The following is a 15,791-nucleotide window of genomic DNA, read 5'->3' as shown; positions in this document are numbered from 1 at the left end:
CATGATGGCCCGAGAGACAGGTCGAGACGCGCCGCGTGACGCGTCTCGGACATGACCGTTCGGGCAGGTCGATCAGAAGGTGCAGACGCCGATGAAGGCGCCGACCTGCGGGACCGGGGCGCCCTCGCGGTGGGCGAAGTCGTAGCCGAGGCGGACCTGGCCGCCGACGATGCCGCGGCGGGACGAGCCGAAGCGGAAGCCGACCCGGCCCTCGACCTCGACCATCGGCGAGAGGAGGCGGACCGCGAAGCCGCCGCCGACGCTGGCGAAGCCGCGGCCCCTGGCGCCGAAGCTGGTCAGGGCGGTGATGTGATAGCGGTGGGTGGCGAGCCCCGAGACGTAGCGCTCGGCGAGCCCGAACGACCCCGTGAACTGAAAGCCCAGCGCCCACGGGCTGTGCCTGAGCCGGGCGCCGAAGAAGAACGGCAGGTTGAGGGACGGGAGGTAGCTGAGGCCGAAGGTCGGGCCCGGCAGGAAGGCGAACACGAACCGTGACTTGCTCGCGGGCGCGGGCGAGGGGGCTGGCGGAGGGGACATGTCCTGATGGACATAGACAGGCCCCGGCTGCGGCGCGGCGTACGGGTCGGCGGGGGCAGCGTTCGGGTCCGCGGCCGCGGGGGCCGGGGCGGGCGGCACGTCGGTCGCGGCAGGAGCGGCGGGCGCGGGCGCCGGGGCGGCGGGCGCGGGCGCAGCGGGGGCGCTCGTGGCGGCCGCGGGGGCGCTCGCGGCGGGCGCGGGCGGGACGGCCACGCCGGCGTCGGTGGCGGGCGCCTGCAGCTGTCCGAACAGACCTGTCACGAAGAACATGCCCTTGAAGACCGCGATATGGGAGATCACGACGCACCTCCGACGGCGGCGCGGCGACGGCGGCCGTACGTGCCGATCCACAGCAGCGGGGCGAGCAGCCACAGCGCCAGCGGCGAGGCGTTGCCGCTCACTGCGCAGGGCATGTAGACGAGCTCGCGGTCGTACTCGCCGCGGTCGAGGCGGAGCGTCTCGCCGCGCTTGCCGTTGGCGGCGACCGGCGTGAACTCGAGGCCGCCGCGGGTCGGCGGCATCTCGATCGTGCCCCACGAGTTGTTGGGCCCGGTGACCGTGAACACCTGACCGTCGTCGTAGAGCACCTCGACGTAGCCGCCCTCGCTCAGCCACGTCTGCTCGTGGTCGAGCTGCAGCTCGAGGTAATCGCCGGTGGAGCAGCAGCCGTCGTCGCCGCGCTTGTACGCGAGCTCGAGGTCGTCCAGCGAGCCCGGGGCGGCGGCCGGCGCAGGGTCGAGGCGCGAGCGCACGACCGTGTTCTGGCCCTGCCCGTCGTTGGCCTCGGGGCCGCCGACGTCGCACGCGAGGACGTAGGTCCGGTTGGGCATGAGCGAACGCGCGGGCACGTAGCGGACGATCGCGTCGGGGTAGTTGTCGCGGGTGACGTACGAGTCGTCGACGTTGCAGTGCTCGGCGCCGTCGACCTCGACCGCGACCGGGATGACGTCGTCGCCGCGCTCCAGCCGACAGCCCGAGGGCGCCACGAAGTCGTACGCGCAGCTGCGCAGCTCCCAGAACTGCGCGTCGATCGGGTGCTCGGCGGTCGCGTCGCCGAGCGAGCCCAGCATCGACCCGTCGGACTCCCACGCGGCCCCGCCGCACGAGAGCGCCGCCGCGGGCCGCTCGGGGAGGACAAGCAGCGCGGCGCAGGTCAGTCCGGCCAGGAGCCTGGCGCGCGCGGTCGAAGAGAGGTTCGCAGGGCTGTACATGAGGGGCGTCACCGTCCGGAGGTGGAGTCGCCGCCGTCGCGGGAAAAATTGCGGCGGGCGAATTTCGCGGCAAAAAGGGGTCGTAGCGGCTGTCGCCGCCGGTCCGCCGGGCGGGCGAATCGGCGCGGCCGGACCCAGCATAGCGTGAGTCGAGGCGCAGCGGCGGGCTCACGCGCGACGAACGGCGAAAAACGGTCCGGAAGAGCCGTTGACCGCGAGACCCGGCGCGGCTCCGCCACCACGACGCCATGAAGCCGCGACCGACTCGCGGCGGCCCGCCGCGAGGCCGGGCCCGGGCGGGCCGCGATGGGTCTGCGCTTCATGGCATGTCGCCCACCCGGCATCGCTCGCGCCGGCGCGAGCGCGGCCGGTCGAGACTGGCAGCGATGGGTCGGCCGACCGACCGCATTCAAAAAGTTGTCGCAGGGGACAATGGATGCATTGCCCCCTGCGACGACTCGCGGCAGCGCCGGGCCGGCGGCGCCAATTGCCTGGATTTGTTGAAGCACGATCGCGGCACGCCGGGTGCTTCGTCGAGAGCGTCGCGGTTGGGCCGGGCGCGGTGTCCGGCGACGAGGGCCGCGGTGTTTTTGTGATCCACCGAGAGAACCAGCGCTCCCGAGAGGCGCGAGAGGACGAACCATGAAAAAGATGACCCTGATGGCGTTCATGATCGGCGTGTGCTTCGCGGCTTTCGGCGCCCCGCGAGCCTCGGCAGTGACCTGCGAGCAGAAGTGCGCCAACGCGTATGCGGCCTGCCTGGCCGCCGGGCAGTCGCACGCGATCTGCCAGAACGACCGGGGCGAGTGCCTGCACGACTGCCTCTAGTCGCGACAATGGGGACACCGCGCGCCCGCGTCGAGCGGCCCGCGGGAGTTCTGCCTGGCCGGCGATCCGGGTAGGATCGCCGGCCCGTGACGTCGTCGTACCAGCCCACGCTTCACCGTTTGCCCGCCGACACCTCCGGTCGCTTCGCGGTGCTCCGCGAATTTCTCCTGCGCTGGCACGGGCTCGACACCGGCGCGGTGGGGCGGACCGTCGCGGCCGTCGACGAGGCCGAGGCGCGGGTCGAAGCAGCTCCCGCTGGCGGTGCGCGAGTGGATCGTGCTGCTCGACGACATCCGGCGGCTCGGCGCCTGGACCGATGTGCTGCGCGACGCCTGGGCCCTCAGGCAGGTGCCGGGGCGCCAGGCGTTCTCGCTGCTGGTGTCCGGCGAGAGCGATCGCCACTGGGGGCCGCAGTTCCGCGACCTCGGCCGCGAGGATCCGCCCACTTATGATTTCGTCGCCGACTGGAGCGGTGACGGCCGCGAGTTCCGTCGCGGTCGTGTGGTCGCGCCGCGGGTGTCGACGTGGGCGATCGAGTTCCTCGTCCGCTACCTCTTCCTCAGCCGTTCGCTGCAGCTCGAGCTCCCGGCCTCGGAGCCCGAGCTGGCGCGGCTGCGGTCGCTGGGCCCGGAGGTCGTGGCCTCGCGGATCGGCGACAGCGAGCTGTTCGAGTTCGACGGCGGACTCGTCCACGTCGAGCTCGGCTCCGCCCCGGGCCCCACGCTCCGCTGCTACGCGCCGTTCCGGGAAGCCGACCGTTCGGGGTACTACCCGGCGGCCGGGGCGTTCCGACAGCGCATCCTCGCGATGCTCGGGCGAGTGTGACGGGGTTCGACGCGAGGACCGGAGCGTCGACGCGCCGGCGCTGATGGCCCGTGCGCGGGGCGAGGAATGGAAACCCGAACCGCGGATCGCCGCGCCGCTGCTTTTCAACCGGCGCACCAGCGACACGTGACGAGCCCACGCGTCCCTCGGCGCCGCGCCGTTCGAGGCGAACGAGCCGCGTAGGCCGAGCCTGTCCAGGCCGCGAGCGATCGGGCGACCGCTCGCGGCGCTCGTCTCACGGGATGTCGCAGAGGGTCTCGCCGTTGCTCAGGCCCTCGCAGCTGAAGCAGGGCGAGCCGAGGAAGTCGTAGCAACCGTCGACGGGAGCCAGGGCGGTGCAGTCCGCCTTGCTGGTGATCGGGACGCCGAGGGTGTCGAACCAGATCTCCTCGATCGTGTACGTCGGCGCGGCGACGCCGATGTAGCCGCGGCCGACGTCGCTGTCGATGCCTTGCAGCCAGACGACCAGCTGGAACTGCTGCTCGGCGGCGATGGCCGCCGAGGCGCAGTCGTGGGCGGTCTGCCACTCCTGGGCGGTGCTGTTCCACGGATCGACGATGCCGCAGTCGAGCACGTCGCCGCCGTGCGCGTGGGCCCGCTCGGTGGTGATCTCGACGAGGTCGCAGACGAGGCCGCCGGTGGTCGTGTCGCCGGTGGTGGCGTCGGTCGTCGTGGCGTCGGTCGTCGTGGTGGTGGCGTCGGTGGTGGTGGCGTCGGTGGTGGTGGCGTCGGTGGTGGTCGGGGCGGTCGTGCCGGTGGTCGGGTCGGTCGCCGTGCTCGCGGCGTCGGTGGTCGTCGACGCGTCCGTGGCGGCGGCGGTGGTGTCGCCGCCGGTCTCGGTGCCGGGGGTCGTGTCGGTGGTGGTGGCGTCGCCCGATCCGCTGCTGCAGGCAGCCAGGAGGAGGACGAGCGCGAGAGGACGAGAAGGACAAGCGAGGAACATGGGCGCAGCCTAGCAAGGCGGCGGCGCGGCCCAGAAACTTTGTTCTGCTGCGGCTTCTGGCTCCAACTGCCACGGGACGCGGTCGCACCGGGCTTTCAGGGCGGGCCGGAGACGGGTCGTCGGTGTCGCGCTGAAGGAAGACTGAGCTGACCGAAAAAACATGCTCTTAAAGACATGTCCGTCGGGTCATTGAGCGCGCGCTGCGCTGCGGGGCCTGGACATGCGGTCAGCGTGGCGGGAATTTTCGGCGAGCGCCGTTCGAGGGGTTGTTAACCTCGGGGGCGGGGCCGGCGTCTTGGGGGGCAACACGAAAGGCGCCCATGGACGTCGAGCTCGAAGCCATCCTGATCCCGCTCACTTTCTTCTTCCTCGTCGGGTTCATCGTCCGCCAGACCCGCCTGCGCGCCGAGCACGAGACGCAGCGGCGGTTCGAGCTCGGGGTGCGGACCCTCGAGCGCTTCAACGACCCCGAGGCGCTGGAAAAATTCCTCGGCGGCGCGGCCGGCCAGGAGTTCTTGCGCCTGCTCGACCAGGGCGAGCCGCCGCTGCAGCGCCGATTGCTGCGCAGCGTGCAGGGCGGCCTCGGGCTGTCGGGGCTCGGGATCGCGTTCCTGGTGCTGGCGGCGGCGCTCGACGGCTACGGCGACATGGTCATCCCCGGCACGCTGCTGCTGTGCCTCGGCGGGGCGCTTCTCCTCGGCGCCGCGGTGGCGTACAAGCTGGCGCAGCGGTGGGAGATCCTCGGCGGCCCCGGCCGCGTCCGCGGCAGCTCACCGTACCGCGACCTGGCGAGCTCCTGAGCTTCAAGGCTTCATGGACGAGGACCGTTTCCAGGCTCTCTACGCCGCCACGCACGCCAGGCTGTGGGCCTACGTCTACCGCCTGACGGGCGAGCGCGCCGCGGCCGACGATCTGGTCCAGGACAGCTATTGTCGGCTGTTCCAGCGCCGCCCGGCCGCGTCCGCGCCGGCGCCGAGCGGGCCTATCTCTACCGGATCGCCACCAACCTGGTCACCGATCACCACCGCCGTCGCACCCGCCTCGGGGCCCGTCTGCGCGAGCTGCTGCTGGCCCACGAGGCCGCGCCGCCGCGGGCGCCCGAGCCCGGCGAGGGCAGCGAGCTGCAGGCGATCTTCGACCGCCTGCCGCGACGCGACGCGGCGCTGTTGTGGCTCGCGTACGTCGACGGCCACGATCACGCCGAGATGGCGGAGATCCTCGACGTCCGGCCGGCGAGCGTCCGCGTGCTGCTGAGCCGCGCGCGCGCGGCTGGCCGACCTCCTGCAAACCGAAAGCAAGGACCACCATGCGTTCCCACCCGCCCTCGCGCCCTTCCGCGGCCCCGGCTCCCGCGACTGAGCCGGCCCTCTCGCCCGCCGACCCGCGCGAGCGCGCGGTGGCTGTCTTCATGGACAGCCTGGCCCGCAGCCCGTCGCCGCGGCCGCGCGTGGTCGACCCCGTGGCGCTGATGCGCCGGGCGCCCCTGGTCGACGCGCTGGCCCGCCTGCGAGCGCGCGAGCGCCGGGTGCTGGCGCCGGCGATCGCGCTCGAGGTGCTGGCGTTCTCGGCAGCGGCGGTGGTGGGCCTGCAGGTGGTCGGTCAAGCCGCGCCGGGCGGCCTGCTGCGCACTCTGGTCGAGGCCGCGACCCGCTTCGCCTGGGCGCCCACGGGGCTGGCGCTGCTGGTGGCCGCGCTGCCGCTGCTGTGGTGGATCGCCGAGGCCGGGCGACCGGGCGGGGGGCCTGTCTCGAAGAACATGGCCTGAAGTTTTCGCCGGCCTTGGTATGACCCATGGGACATGTCCTCCGGGACTGTCCCGCGCCGGGCGGCCTCCTGGCCCTTCGTGACGGCTCCGTCTCGGAATGACCCCGGCATTGGCATGACCCATGGGACATGTCCTTCGGGACTCTCCCGCGCTCGCTGGCCCCTTCGTACGGATCGGTCCCTCCGCGGCGAGCGCGGCCCTCTCCGCCCTCTCGATTCGCGCAACCGGGTTCGCCCGCTGCTCCTGTCCTCGTGCAGCGAGTTCAAGTACATTCGAGCGCGTGCAGGTCCGGTCGGAGCCCCACGTTCTCGAGCGCCACGGTTGTCCGCTGCACTACTGGCTCGGCGGCGCTCCTGACGGCCCGCTCCTCTTCCTGACCCACGGCGCCGGCCTCGACCACGAGCTCTGGCGTGACAACCTCACCGCGATCGGCGAGCGTCACCGCCTCCTCACCTGGGACGTGCGCGGGCACGGCCTCTCGCGGCCGATGGGCGCCCCCTTCACCATCGACACCGTCGTCGACGACATGGAGGCCCTGCTCGACGCCGTCGGGGCGGTCGACGCGGTGCTCGTCGGCCAGAGCATGGGCGGCAACCTCGCCCAGGAGTTCGTGCGTCGGCGACCCGACCGCGTGCGTGCCCTCGTCCTCGCCGAGTGCGCCTGCAACACCGCCCGCCTCGGCTGGACCGAGCGCCTCGGCGTGCGCCTCACCCCCGCCATCCTCAGGCTGTACCCCTACCGCGCCCTCCTCAGGACCAGCGCGCGGACCATCTCCGCCCACGACCACGTGCGCGCCTACTGTCACGCCGCCATGTCGCGCCTCGACAAGCCCGAGCTGGAGGCCGTCATGCTCGCCACGCTCGCCTGCATGCGCGACGACCCCGACTACCGGCTCTCCCGCCCCTTCATCCTCGTCCGCGGCGCCCTCGGCCGCGCCGGCTCGATCGCCGAGCAGGGCCCCGAGTGGGCCCGCCGCGAGCCCCAGTGCCGCGCCGATGTCGTCATCCCCGCGGCTGGCCACTGCGTCAACATCGACGCTCCCGCCGAATTCGACGCTGCAGTCCTGCGATTCCTCGCCACCCTCGCCTGACCGTCCCGCCGTGAGCGGGGCGTGCTCCACGAGATGCTCGCGCGGGCTATAGTCGCCTGGTGCGCACCCTAGCGATGCACTCGCTCCTGCCCTCGGGGCGCGACGATTCGAGACCCGCCGGTGCGGCGCGGCAGACGGAGGCGTCCTTGCCGTCGCCGAACGGCCGCGCGCTGATCGTGCTCGCGGACGGCCGATGTCTCGACGCGCAGGGGGACGATCGCCAGGGCGTCCTGTACGTCCGGGCCGCCGACACGCTCGAGACCCTGCGCGCCTACCCCGACGTCGCGCCGCCGATCGCGGTACACCCTTCGCGGCCGCTCGTGCTCACGGGCCGCGATTCGGCGTGGAGCCTGCCCGGGGATGGATCGCCGCAGACCTGGCGCGGCTCCGAGGTGCGGATGATCGATCACGAGAGCGGGCAGCAGCTCGATCGCTTCCCGTTGCAGCCGCCCTTCGTGTGGCTCGACGACCGGCGCTTTCTGTCGCGCTCCATGGGCTTCTACCATGGCCGGCGAGCGCTCGATCCGGGCTTCGCCGGGCGCCACCTCCCGATCTCGGGCCTGTTCACCGACAGCGAGGCCGACGGCGTCGCGGAGGTCGACGCTTTCACGGGCGGCGCCGAGCTCCGCGTGCGGTGCGGCGTCTACGAGCGCTGGAGTCGCTTGAAGCACCTGGCGGTGCGCGGCGACGTGGCGCTGTACGGCGGGTTCCTCGAGGTCGGTGCCGCGCGGTTGCCCACCTGGGAATTGCTCTGGTCGCACCCGATGGGCACGGGCGGCCTCGGCTACCAGATGCGTGCGCTCGCGGTGAGCCCCGACGGCGGTCACGTCGCGGTGGGCGCGGGCGGCAGGGACGGTCTGCGCGATCTGTCCGTGTTCGAGGTGGACGGCGGCCGCGAGGTGCTCTGCCTCCCGCTCGGGCGCATGCTCGCGGGCGCCGGGGCGCTGACGACCAAGACCACCGAGGTCACCTGCCTGGCCTGGCACCCGCGAGGCTGGCTCGCGGTGGGGACGCGCGCGGGCCTGGTGGCGCACGTGCACCTGTCCGGCGCGATCCAGTTCTATCGCGGCGCGACCCGGGCGATCGAGGCCCTCGCGTTCGCCCGCGACGGCGCCAGCCTGCTCGTCGCCAGCAAGGCTGCGATCGCCCGCTTTCCGCTGCTCGACGCCGAGCGCTGACGGCTCGTCGTCATGAGCGACTGCGACGGCGGAGGGCGACGTCGAGACTTTTCATGAGGTCGTTGCCGTGGAGCTCGCGCAGCGGACGCGAGCAGCTCGCTGCGCGTCATGCCGAGGTGGCCGAAGCCCGAGCGCAGCTCACCGTGGAGCTCGCGCAGCGGGACGGCGAGCGACGGCTCCATCGCGCACGCGAGCAGCTCGCTGCGCGTCATGCCGAGGTGGCCGAAGCGCGAGCGCAGCTCACGGAGCGCGCGATCCTCCGCAGCTGTCTCCGAGGACATGTCATTACGGATCGGGCACCGGGGCGGGCGTCTGGGTCGGGGCAGTCTCGGGCGCCTTGGCGTCGCCTGCGGGCGGATCGACGGCGGGCGGGGCGTCGGCGAGGCAGGTGCGCATGCCGTTGGCGTGGGCCTTGTCGCGGTACGTCTGCATCGAGATCGGGTCGTGGAACGGGCCGTCCTCGGCGTACAGCTCGGCCAGGCGGCAGCAGGCGTCGGCGATGTTGCGCCGGTCGCACGGGTTCATCAGATAGTGAATGGCGGTGGCGGGGGCGGACTCGAGGTAGAGCATGCCGATGCCGTAGCAGGACCAGGCGTTGCCGCGCTCGCACTGGGCCAGGGCGCTCGGGCTCGGCGCCTCCGGGCGCGAGCGACGGACCCGCTTCGGCGCGGGTCGCTCGGGCGCCGGGGCGGCCACCTCGGCAGCCGGCGGCGGAGCGGCCGGTGTCGCGACGACCGTCGTCGGGGCGACCTCGGCCTGCTGCGCGAACATCCAGCCCGGAAATACCGAGGCCTCGCACTTGTCGGAGGTGAAGACTTCCTGGGCGACCGGAAGCGGATACGACGAGCGGATGATCAGCGGGATCGCCCCGAGCGTGGCGACCCATAGCGAGAAGAACACGAGGTACGGGGCCCAGCGGTCGCGCAGGCGCCGGCGCTCGGGCGGGCGCAGCAGGCCGGCCAGCTCCCGCGTGGCCCGCGGGTGGCCGGGGTCGAGCTGCAGCACCTGGCACAGCCGCTCGATCGCCGTCTCGCGGTCGTGGTTGTGCAGCGCCACCACGGCGGTCTCGAGCGTGTCCTCGGCGGCCTGGCGGCGAGTCAGACGCTCGCGCATGGCCACGCACTCGGGGCGCTCGGCGAGCTGGGGGAAGCGCCCATGAGCCGCGCGAGCGCCTCGGCGGGCCGTCCAGCGTGCTCGAGCTCCTGCACGTCGCCGAGCAGCTGCTCGAGCTGGCGCCGCTCGAGCTCGGCGTCGAGCTGCAGCACCTGCTCGGTGTCGCCGGCGCGGACGAAGCAGTCGCGGGCCTCGCGGAGCTGGCCGGCCCCGAGGTGCCGCTGGCCGCGCTCGCGCAGGATCGCCGCGCGCCCGACCACCGCCTCGTGGGTGCGCGGGGCGGCCTCGAGGATCTTTTCAAAGATCGCCAGGCGCTCGTCCTCGGTCTGCGGGGCCGTCGGCTTCTCGACGCTCTGCAGCAGCAATTGCACGTAGCGCGGGCCGATCGCGATCGGCTGGATCGGGTACAGGCTGGCGAGCAGGTGGATCGCGTCGTCGCGCCGGCCCTGGTGGACGTAGACGTCGGCCAGCAGCAGGGCGGCGCCGACGTGGTTGGGGTTCATGCGCGGGTCGTTGAAGATCGACTCGAGCAGGGCGGCGATCGCCGCGACCCGCTTGGGGTCGAGGTCGCCGGCGCCCTGCCACATCTCGCTGGCGCGGCGGAAGAAGTCGTTGGCGCGCGGCACCAGCTCGTCGAGGCACTCGCGCACGGCCGAGAACGGCTGGCACTTGCGCACCCACAGGCGCAGCAGCTCGACCTTGAAGCTGTACTTGCCGTCTGTCTCTTCGAGCAGGTCCCACTCGCGCAGCAGCTGCGGCGCGGCCGACAGCTGGCTGATGATGATGCGCACCCCGCTGTCGCGCAGGACCGTGGCCATCTCGTCGACGGTGACCGCGCGGCTCTTGTGCTCGGCGATGGCGGCGGCGACGACCCGGCAGGCCGGGGTGATGCCGTCCACAGCCAGCTGAGCATGCCGTGCGACTCCTTGAGCGCGCCGGGCACCAGCTCGTGGACCATCGCCGCCGAGACGACCGGGTTGTGGGAGCGCTGGACCGCCTGCCAGGCGCGGGAGCCGAGCAGCTGGGTCAGCAGCGGGTGGCCGCAGGTGAGGTCCCACAGGACGTCGCGGGCCCCGTCGCCCCACACCAGCGAGCCGTCGCGCTCGCCGAGGTCGAGCAGCTGATCGAACTCGAGCCGGCCCAGGGTGGACACGTGAATGACCGGGACGCCGCGCAGCAGCGGGCGCGCCGCGCTGTCGAGGTCGTTCATGGTCCTGCCAGCCGCGTAGACCGCCGCGAGCTGGCCCCCGGCCTCGCCCTGGAGGATGTCGGTGAGCACCGAGTAGAGCTCGTGCGAGCGCCGCTCGCCGTCGGGGGCCGACAGCACGTCGAACTCGTCGAACAGGAACACCAGGCGGTGGCCCTCGGGCAGCGAGCGCAGGCCCTCGCGCAGCCACCCGCGGAACTCGCCGATCGACGCCTCGCGGCCGGTGAAGGCCGGGAACTTGGCGGTGCGGGCGATGACCTCGGCGAGGTCGCCGAGCAGCTGCGCGGCGGTCATCGTCGCCCGGCCGTGGAGGTCGAAGTAGATCGGCCGCCACGGCCCCATCGCCGGCAGGCGCGAGTGCAGCTGGTGGAGCAGCGAGCTCTTGCCGATCCGCCGCTGGCCGAACAGGAGGATCCCGACCTCCGTCGGGCTGCCCAACAACAAATCGACGCGGGCGAACATGTCCTCGCGGCCGACGAAGGCCGGGGTGTTGCCGACCGAATTACCGACGATAAATGGATTAGCTCGGCGAGACATCACAATAGAGGTCCTTGAAATATTCGCCCGCGCCGCCCGCGAACCGCTCGCGGTGGGCGTGGACGAAGGTGTAGAGCGGCGCGAGCGAATAACCGTCGGCGCCGTGGATCATGAGTCGGGACAGGAGGTCGGGGGCGCGCAGGTGGTCGCGCAACCAGCCGGTCAGCGCGCACGGGCGGATCTCCCAGCCCGGCGGCGACACGCTCGGGAGAAGGAGCCCGCTGTCGGCCAGCCGCTCGAGCGCGCTCTCCATCGCCGCTGTCGACGGCGGCGCGAGCGAGTCGCCAGGGCCCTGCAGCGCGCGCAGCTCGTCGTCGCCGACTGCTCCCTGCCGGCGCAGGCTGGCGAGCACGGCGGCGACGCACAGCCGCCGCCGCAAAAGCTCTCGGTCTCGACCGCGAACACGGCGTCGGTCTGCATGTCGCTCGGCAATTGCGGGACCGCGTCCTCGCCGAGCACCTCGGCGACCGCCCGCTTGAGGACGATCCGCGGCAGGCTCTGAAAGCAGCGGCTGACGGCGGCGGCGCGCTGGTGGTCGAAGGCGAGGGCGGGGTCGCCTGGCCGATCGAGCAGCTCGCTGCCGGGGACGGTGGAGCGGCAGGCGTGGCCGGCGCAGACCTGCAGGAGGCACCAGCGCTCGTCGCTGGCGAGCCGGGCCCAGAAGCCGCGGAACAGGTGGCCGAGCTCGTTGCGCAGGAGGTGCAAGGTCTGCTGGTGGCGGACGGTGGCAGGGGTGCCGGGCAGGGCGGCGCGGTTGACCCGCAGGTGGCCGGAGGCGAGCAGGTTGAGCAGCTTGGGCTGGCCGCCGGCGCAGCGGGCGATGAAGGCCCGGTCGCAGTCCGACAGCTGGTCGCCGGCCAGCGCGAGCACGTACTCGACGTCGCGGCTGCCCAGGGGCCCGAGCCGCTGCTCGCGATACGTATTGAGGAAGGGCGAGCCCCAGGCCTCGCCGAGCTGCCGGCCGAGCGTGACCAGGTCGGCGGCGCTGGTGCTGACGAACTTCAGCACGCGCATGCTGGCCAGCGAGCGCAACATGCCGAGGAACTCGGGGGTGCGCATCTGCTGGCGGCTGAGCAGCTCGTGAAAGTCGTCGAGCAGGAACACCGGCGCGGGGCGGGCCAGGCCGTCGCTGTAGCTGCGCGACAGGTCGAGGTCGAGCCGGCCCTCGAGCTTGTGCCACAGCGCCGCGGGGGTGATGTCCTGCGGCAGCCGCAGCGCGTCCATGAACGCGACCCGCCGGCCCCGCTCGCGCAGCATCGCCTCGATCCGCCGCAGCAGCGAGGTGCGACCATTCGGCAATTCGCTGACGATGACCAGACTGTCGCCCACGTTCTCGATGCACGACCAGGCGTCGGCGAGCTCGGCGTCACGACCGACGAACTCGCCCGACAGACGCGGTCCGATGCTGAACGGATCGTTCACGCCGCGACTTCACCACGGCTCTTTGCGCCTGACAAGGTTGCCAATGCAAGGAACACCGCGGACTGTGACGCGCTGCTCGGACATTCGTACGCCTGTGCGGCGCGTCAAAGCGTGGCGGGAATAATGGTGGCGATACAACGTTCCACTGGCGAGCGCGTGGCGGCGAGGACCGGGGCGCGAGGCGGCGGCGGCGGACAGGTGGTTCGCGGCGAGGGCCGGCGAAAGACGAGGGCCGCCCGGGGATCCGCGCGGCCTGCCGTGTCGTCATTCGCCGCGGCCGGCGACGCGACGCCGGCGAGCAGGGCATCGCCGCGCCCGTCACCGACCGACGCCCGGCGCCGCCGCGCGGCGAGCGGCGACGGATCGGGCGCTCGTGGAGGTCGGCGATCGTGACACCAGACGGTGCGCGCATTCTCCCGTCGAAAGGCGAGGGCCGTGTGTTAGGCTGCAACGTGGCGCGCCTTCTGCGGTGCGCGCCCGAAAACACGAACTGTAGCGAAAGGGCTCGGGGATGTCTCAGAGCGAAGCCGACACGATCCTGACTTTGGTCCACCTCTACGCGCTGGCGATCGACACCCAGCAGTGGGACCTGTTCGACGAGGTGTTCACGCCCGACGTGATCGCCGACTACGGCGAGGGCGCGGTGTGGACCGGCCTCGACACTTTCAAGCAGATCTTCGCGGTCATCCACGCGGTCTACAGCGGCACCCAGCACACGATGTCGAACACGCTGTGGGACTTCCAGGGCAACGAGGGCTGGGCGATGACCTACGGGCACTTCCGCCTGATCAAGCCCGGGACGCCCGGCGGCGACTTCTGGGAGGGCCAGGGCTACTACGACGACCGCCTGGTCAAGGTGAAGGGGAAGTGGCGGATCCAGCACCGCATCAACCGCATCACCTGGTCGGGCGGGAACCCGAAGGTGCTGGAGACGACGCCCGGAGTGCCGGTGGTGGTGCCGATCACGTCGCTTCACGACATCGGCGGCGACCTGCGCTTTCTGAAGGAGCGCAAGCCGAACAAGTGAGCGGTGCCCACATTGCCGGCGCCGGTCGCCCCGAGCGACCGGCGCCGGCCGACGCCGCTCAATAGAGCGACGAATAATTGGTCGGGTGGTGGAACACGGTGATCTCGCCGTCGCCGTCCAGCGCGAGGGCGGCCAGCCGCTGCGCGCCGGAGCGACCGTCGACCGCCAGCGCCGAGACCGCGCCGGCGTCGACCGTGCCGGCGCGACCGAGGCCGCCGTCCGAGTCGACCTGGAACGAGATCAGCGACATCACGCCGGCGCCGGTGCGCAGGCCGAGAGCGGCGTCCTGCGCCCCGGCCCGGGCCGAGGACAGCTCGCTGGCGGCGCCGGCGTCCCACTGGTCGACGCGGCCGAGCAGGCCGGCGCTCGAGATCTGCCAGGTCTGGACGCGCAGGCCGGACGGGGTGGCGACGGAGACGACGGCGAACTCGCGGCTGCCGAGGTTGCCGGTGACGGTGACGTCGACGTCGGCGGCGGTGAACGCGGTGTTGGTGGCGAGGTCCTTGACCTGCTGGGTGTCGACGAGGGTGACGCTGGTGCCCGCAGTGTCGATCTGCCAGGTGCGCAGCCACACCGTGTCGCCCGAGCTGCGCTGCTCGACGGTGACCACGCCCTTCCACGCGCCCGAGGACTCGCTGACGCCGCGGCCCATGACCACGGTGGCGACGTCGACGTCGCCTACCGCGGCGCTGTGCGAGGCGCTGGACCGGCGGTCGACGGTGAGCTCCTCGGTGGCGGTGAGGGTGACGCCGTAGTTGATCACCGAGAGCGCGCCGGTGCTGTTCTGGAAGGCGACGACGGCGCCGTCGTGGGTCGGCGAATAGGTGGCTTCGATCTGCCCGACCCCGGCGGTCGACTCGGTGCGACCGACGCCGCGGATCGCGTCGGCGAGGGAGTTCACGTAGTAGGGGATCAGCTGCAGCTTGTCGGCGCCGTTGCGCACGGCGACGAGGGCGTGGCCGGTGGTGCCGCTGATCCGCGACACCGCGACCTCGCCGACGGCGCCCTCCTCCTCGCCGACGCCGAGCAGGACGTCGGTCGAGGTGAACTGCATGGCGTTGACCGCGAGGTTGCCGGCGCTGTTGCGATAGGCCGCCACGCCGCCGAGCTCCGTCAGCGCCAGCGCCGGCACCGTGCCCGGCTCGATCTGCAGCTTGTCGACCCGCTCGCCGACCGGGTCCGGCCACAGCAGGAAATCGGTGGTGCCGTCGATCGGCAGCTCCGTGCCCTGCAGCCGATCCCAGTCGCCCGGGTCGGGCGCGACCCCGGGGTGCGGACCTGCGACCAGCCCTCGCGGAACTCGGAGGCCGACTTGCGCGAGCAGTAGTTGCCGGACGGGTCGGTGGTGAACTCGGACGTGCCCATGTGCAGATGGACCCCGTTGGTATTGCCCGACAGGCCGACGCGGCCGACGAACTCGCCCTTGCGCACGGGGATCGGGGCGATGCTGCGATTGTCGAGCCGCGCGCCCTCCCGCAGGGCGGCGTTCCAGCCCGACAGGGTGCAAACCTTGGGGTCGTCGTCGAACAGCATGGTGTCGGTGATCGGGCACAGCGCGGAGGGGATCGAGTCCTGCCGCAGGTGATTGAGGGAGATCAGGTGGCCGTCGGTGGTGCGAATGACGACGTGGTTGCCGCCGGCGACGCAGCGGTTGGACGCGCCCGAGGTGCCCGGGCACGCGGCCGGCTCGCTGCCGTCCTCGTCGTCGTCGGGCAGGCGGCGGAAGCAGGCGACGATGTCGCCGTCGACCGGCGAATAAAGCGGGAGGTCCCAGCCGACGGCGTCGCTGCGGCCGTACGGGAGGGTGGCGTCGGCGCGGTACCACGAATAGTTGCTGGTGGCGGCGTCCCACCGCATCGCCGAGATGTCGAGGTCGCACACCCCCGTGCCGGCGCAGTCGTAGTCGGCGTGGCCGGCCGTGCGCATGTACGAGTGGGCCGGCAAGGAGTCGCCGCGCCACGGCACCTTGAGCTCGTAGGCTTGGCCGGCCAATGGCGCCAGCGCGCCGATTGTCAACAGGATGGAGGGAAGAATCAGACGGGATGCGAAGGTCATGCGATCGGTCGCTCGCAGATCTCGTTCCATCGCAATTGTTCAAGGATCTTCAG

Annotated in this window: 18 protein-coding genes and 1 pseudogene; 10 read left to right on the top strand and 9 right to left on the bottom strand. The window is 72.2% G+C overall.

All coding sequences use genetic code 11. The annotated features are described in order from the left end of the window. Window positions 1-72 precede the first annotated feature (72 nt). Window positions 73-837, bottom strand: a complete 765-nt coding sequence (locus OV079_RS31200) for a hypothetical protein (protein ID WP_267772717.1) — start codon at window positions 835-837, stop codon at window positions 73-75. Then, complete coding sequence (locus tag OV079_RS31195) at window positions 834-1,748, bottom strand: hypothetical protein (protein ID WP_267772715.1); 915 nt, start codon at window positions 1,746-1,748, stop codon at window positions 834-836. Before OV079_RS31195 ends, OV079_RS31200 begins: the two co-directional genes overlap by 4 nt. A 642-nt stretch (window positions 1,749-2,390) precedes the next feature. On the opposite strand from OV079_RS31195, the gene OV079_RS31190 reads away from it, so the two are divergent. Beyond that, window positions 2,391-2,576 carry a hypothetical protein gene (locus OV079_RS31190; RefSeq protein ID WP_267772713.1) on the top strand — a complete coding sequence of 62 codons (186 nt, stop codon included), beginning with the start codon at window positions 2,391-2,393 and terminating at the stop codon, window positions 2,574-2,576. 261 nt (window positions 2,577-2,837) lie between these two features. Beyond that, on the top strand, window positions 2,838-3,401 hold the full coding sequence (locus tag OV079_RS31185) for a hypothetical protein (protein ID WP_267772712.1): 564 nt from the start codon (window positions 2,838-2,840) through the stop codon (window positions 3,399-3,401). A gap of 235 nt (window positions 3,402-3,636) precedes the next feature. On the opposite strand, the gene OV079_RS31180 is transcribed toward OV079_RS31185, so the two are convergent. Beyond that, complete coding sequence (locus tag OV079_RS31180; protein ID WP_267772710.1) at window positions 3,637-4,344, bottom strand: hypothetical protein; 708 nt, start codon at window positions 4,342-4,344, stop codon at window positions 3,637-3,639. A 320-nt stretch (window positions 4,345-4,664) separates the two neighbouring features. On the opposite strand from OV079_RS31180, the gene OV079_RS31175 reads away from it, so the two are divergent. The 6 genes and pseudogenes from OV079_RS31175 (at window position 4,665) to OV079_RS31155 (ending at window position 8,377) form a co-directional block, all read left to right on the top strand. Continuing rightward, a complete protein-coding gene (locus tag OV079_RS31175; RefSeq protein WP_267772709.1) occupies window positions 4,665-5,144 on the top strand; it encodes a hypothetical protein in 480 nt (159 codons plus the stop codon). 13 nt (window positions 5,145-5,157) lie between these two features. Then, window positions 5,158-5,244 (top strand): annotated as a pseudogene (locus OV079_RS58905) (hypothetical protein); the annotation flags it as partial. A 29-nt stretch (window positions 5,245-5,273) separates the two neighbouring features. Beyond that, window positions 5,274-5,813: an RNA polymerase sigma factor gene (locus OV079_RS31170; RefSeq protein ID WP_267772708.1), complete on the top strand. Its 540-nt coding sequence runs from the start codon at window positions 5,274-5,276 to the stop codon at window positions 5,811-5,813. Further along, a complete protein-coding gene (locus OV079_RS31165; protein ID WP_267772707.1) occupies window positions 5,813-6,109 on the top strand; it encodes a hypothetical protein in 297 nt (98 codons plus the stop codon). The genes OV079_RS31170 and OV079_RS31165 overlap by 1 nt, the downstream gene beginning before the upstream one ends. A 280-nt stretch (window positions 6,110-6,389) precedes the next feature. After that, window positions 6,390-7,199: an alpha/beta fold hydrolase gene (locus OV079_RS31160; RefSeq protein WP_267772706.1), complete on the top strand. Its 810-nt coding sequence runs from the start codon at window positions 6,390-6,392 to the stop codon at window positions 7,197-7,199. A 59-nt stretch (window positions 7,200-7,258) separates the two neighbouring features. Further along, the gene (locus OV079_RS31155) at window positions 7,259-8,377 is read left to right on the top strand and encodes a hypothetical protein (protein ID WP_267772705.1); all 1,119 of its coding nucleotides are present in this window, start codon (window positions 7,259-7,261) and stop codon (window positions 8,375-8,377) included. A gap of 285 nt (window positions 8,378-8,662) precedes the next feature. On the opposite strand, the gene OV079_RS31150 is transcribed toward OV079_RS31155, so the two are convergent. Continuing rightward, window positions 8,663-9,490 carry a hypothetical protein gene (locus tag OV079_RS31150; protein WP_267772704.1) on the bottom strand — a complete coding sequence of 276 codons (828 nt, stop codon included), beginning with the start codon at window positions 9,488-9,490 and terminating at the stop codon, window positions 8,663-8,665. Next, window positions 9,475-10,389 (bottom strand): tetratricopeptide repeat protein, encoded by a 915-nt coding sequence (locus OV079_RS31145; protein WP_267772702.1) that lies wholly within the window; start codon window positions 10,387-10,389, stop codon window positions 9,475-9,477. The genes OV079_RS31150 and OV079_RS31145 overlap by 16 nt, the downstream gene beginning before the upstream one ends. Window positions 10,390-10,406: 17 nt before the next feature. Between OV079_RS31145 and OV079_RS31140 the strand changes: the two genes are divergently transcribed. Next, window positions 10,407-11,252, top strand: a complete 846-nt coding sequence (locus tag OV079_RS31140; RefSeq protein ID WP_267772701.1) for a hypothetical protein — start codon at window positions 10,407-10,409, stop codon at window positions 11,250-11,252. Here OV079_RS31140 and OV079_RS31135 read toward each other — a convergent pair. Further along, on the bottom strand, window positions 11,218-11,436 hold the full coding sequence (locus tag OV079_RS31135; RefSeq protein WP_267772700.1) for a hypothetical protein: 219 nt from the start codon (window positions 11,434-11,436) through the stop codon (window positions 11,218-11,220). The genes OV079_RS31140 and OV079_RS31135 overlap by 35 nt on opposite strands. Further along, the gene (locus OV079_RS31130) at window positions 11,397-12,656 is read right to left on the bottom strand and encodes a hypothetical protein (RefSeq protein ID WP_267772698.1); all 1,260 of its coding nucleotides are present in this window, start codon (window positions 12,654-12,656) and stop codon (window positions 11,397-11,399) included. Before OV079_RS31130 ends, OV079_RS31135 begins: the two co-directional genes overlap by 40 nt. Window positions 12,657-13,167: 511 nt before the next feature. On the opposite strand from OV079_RS31130, the gene OV079_RS31125 reads away from it, so the two are divergent. Then, on the top strand, window positions 13,168-13,683 hold the full coding sequence (locus tag OV079_RS31125) for a nuclear transport factor 2 family protein (protein ID WP_267772696.1): 516 nt from the start codon (window positions 13,168-13,170) through the stop codon (window positions 13,681-13,683). A 58-nt stretch (window positions 13,684-13,741) separates the two neighbouring features. Here the strand turns inward: OV079_RS31125 and OV079_RS31120 are convergent, their stop codons facing one another. Beyond that, entirely contained in the window at window positions 13,742-14,815 is a 1,074-nt protein-coding gene (locus tag OV079_RS31120; protein ID WP_267772694.1) for a hypothetical protein, read from the bottom strand. Next, window positions 14,797-15,675 (bottom strand): M23 family metallopeptidase, encoded by an 879-nt coding sequence (locus OV079_RS31115; RefSeq protein ID WP_267772693.1) that lies wholly within the window; start codon window positions 15,673-15,675, stop codon window positions 14,797-14,799. The genes OV079_RS31120 and OV079_RS31115 overlap by 19 nt, the downstream gene beginning before the upstream one ends. Window positions 15,676-15,791 lie beyond the last annotated feature (116 nt).

Source organism: Nannocystis pusilla, assembly GCF_026626665.1.
Taxonomy (GTDB): domain Bacteria; phylum Myxococcota_A; class Polyangia; order Nannocystales; family Nannocystaceae; genus Nannocystis; species Nannocystis pusilla.
The sequence above is the reverse complement of the archived record's forward strand: the minus strand, read 5'-3'. Positions and strand labels throughout refer to the sequence as shown.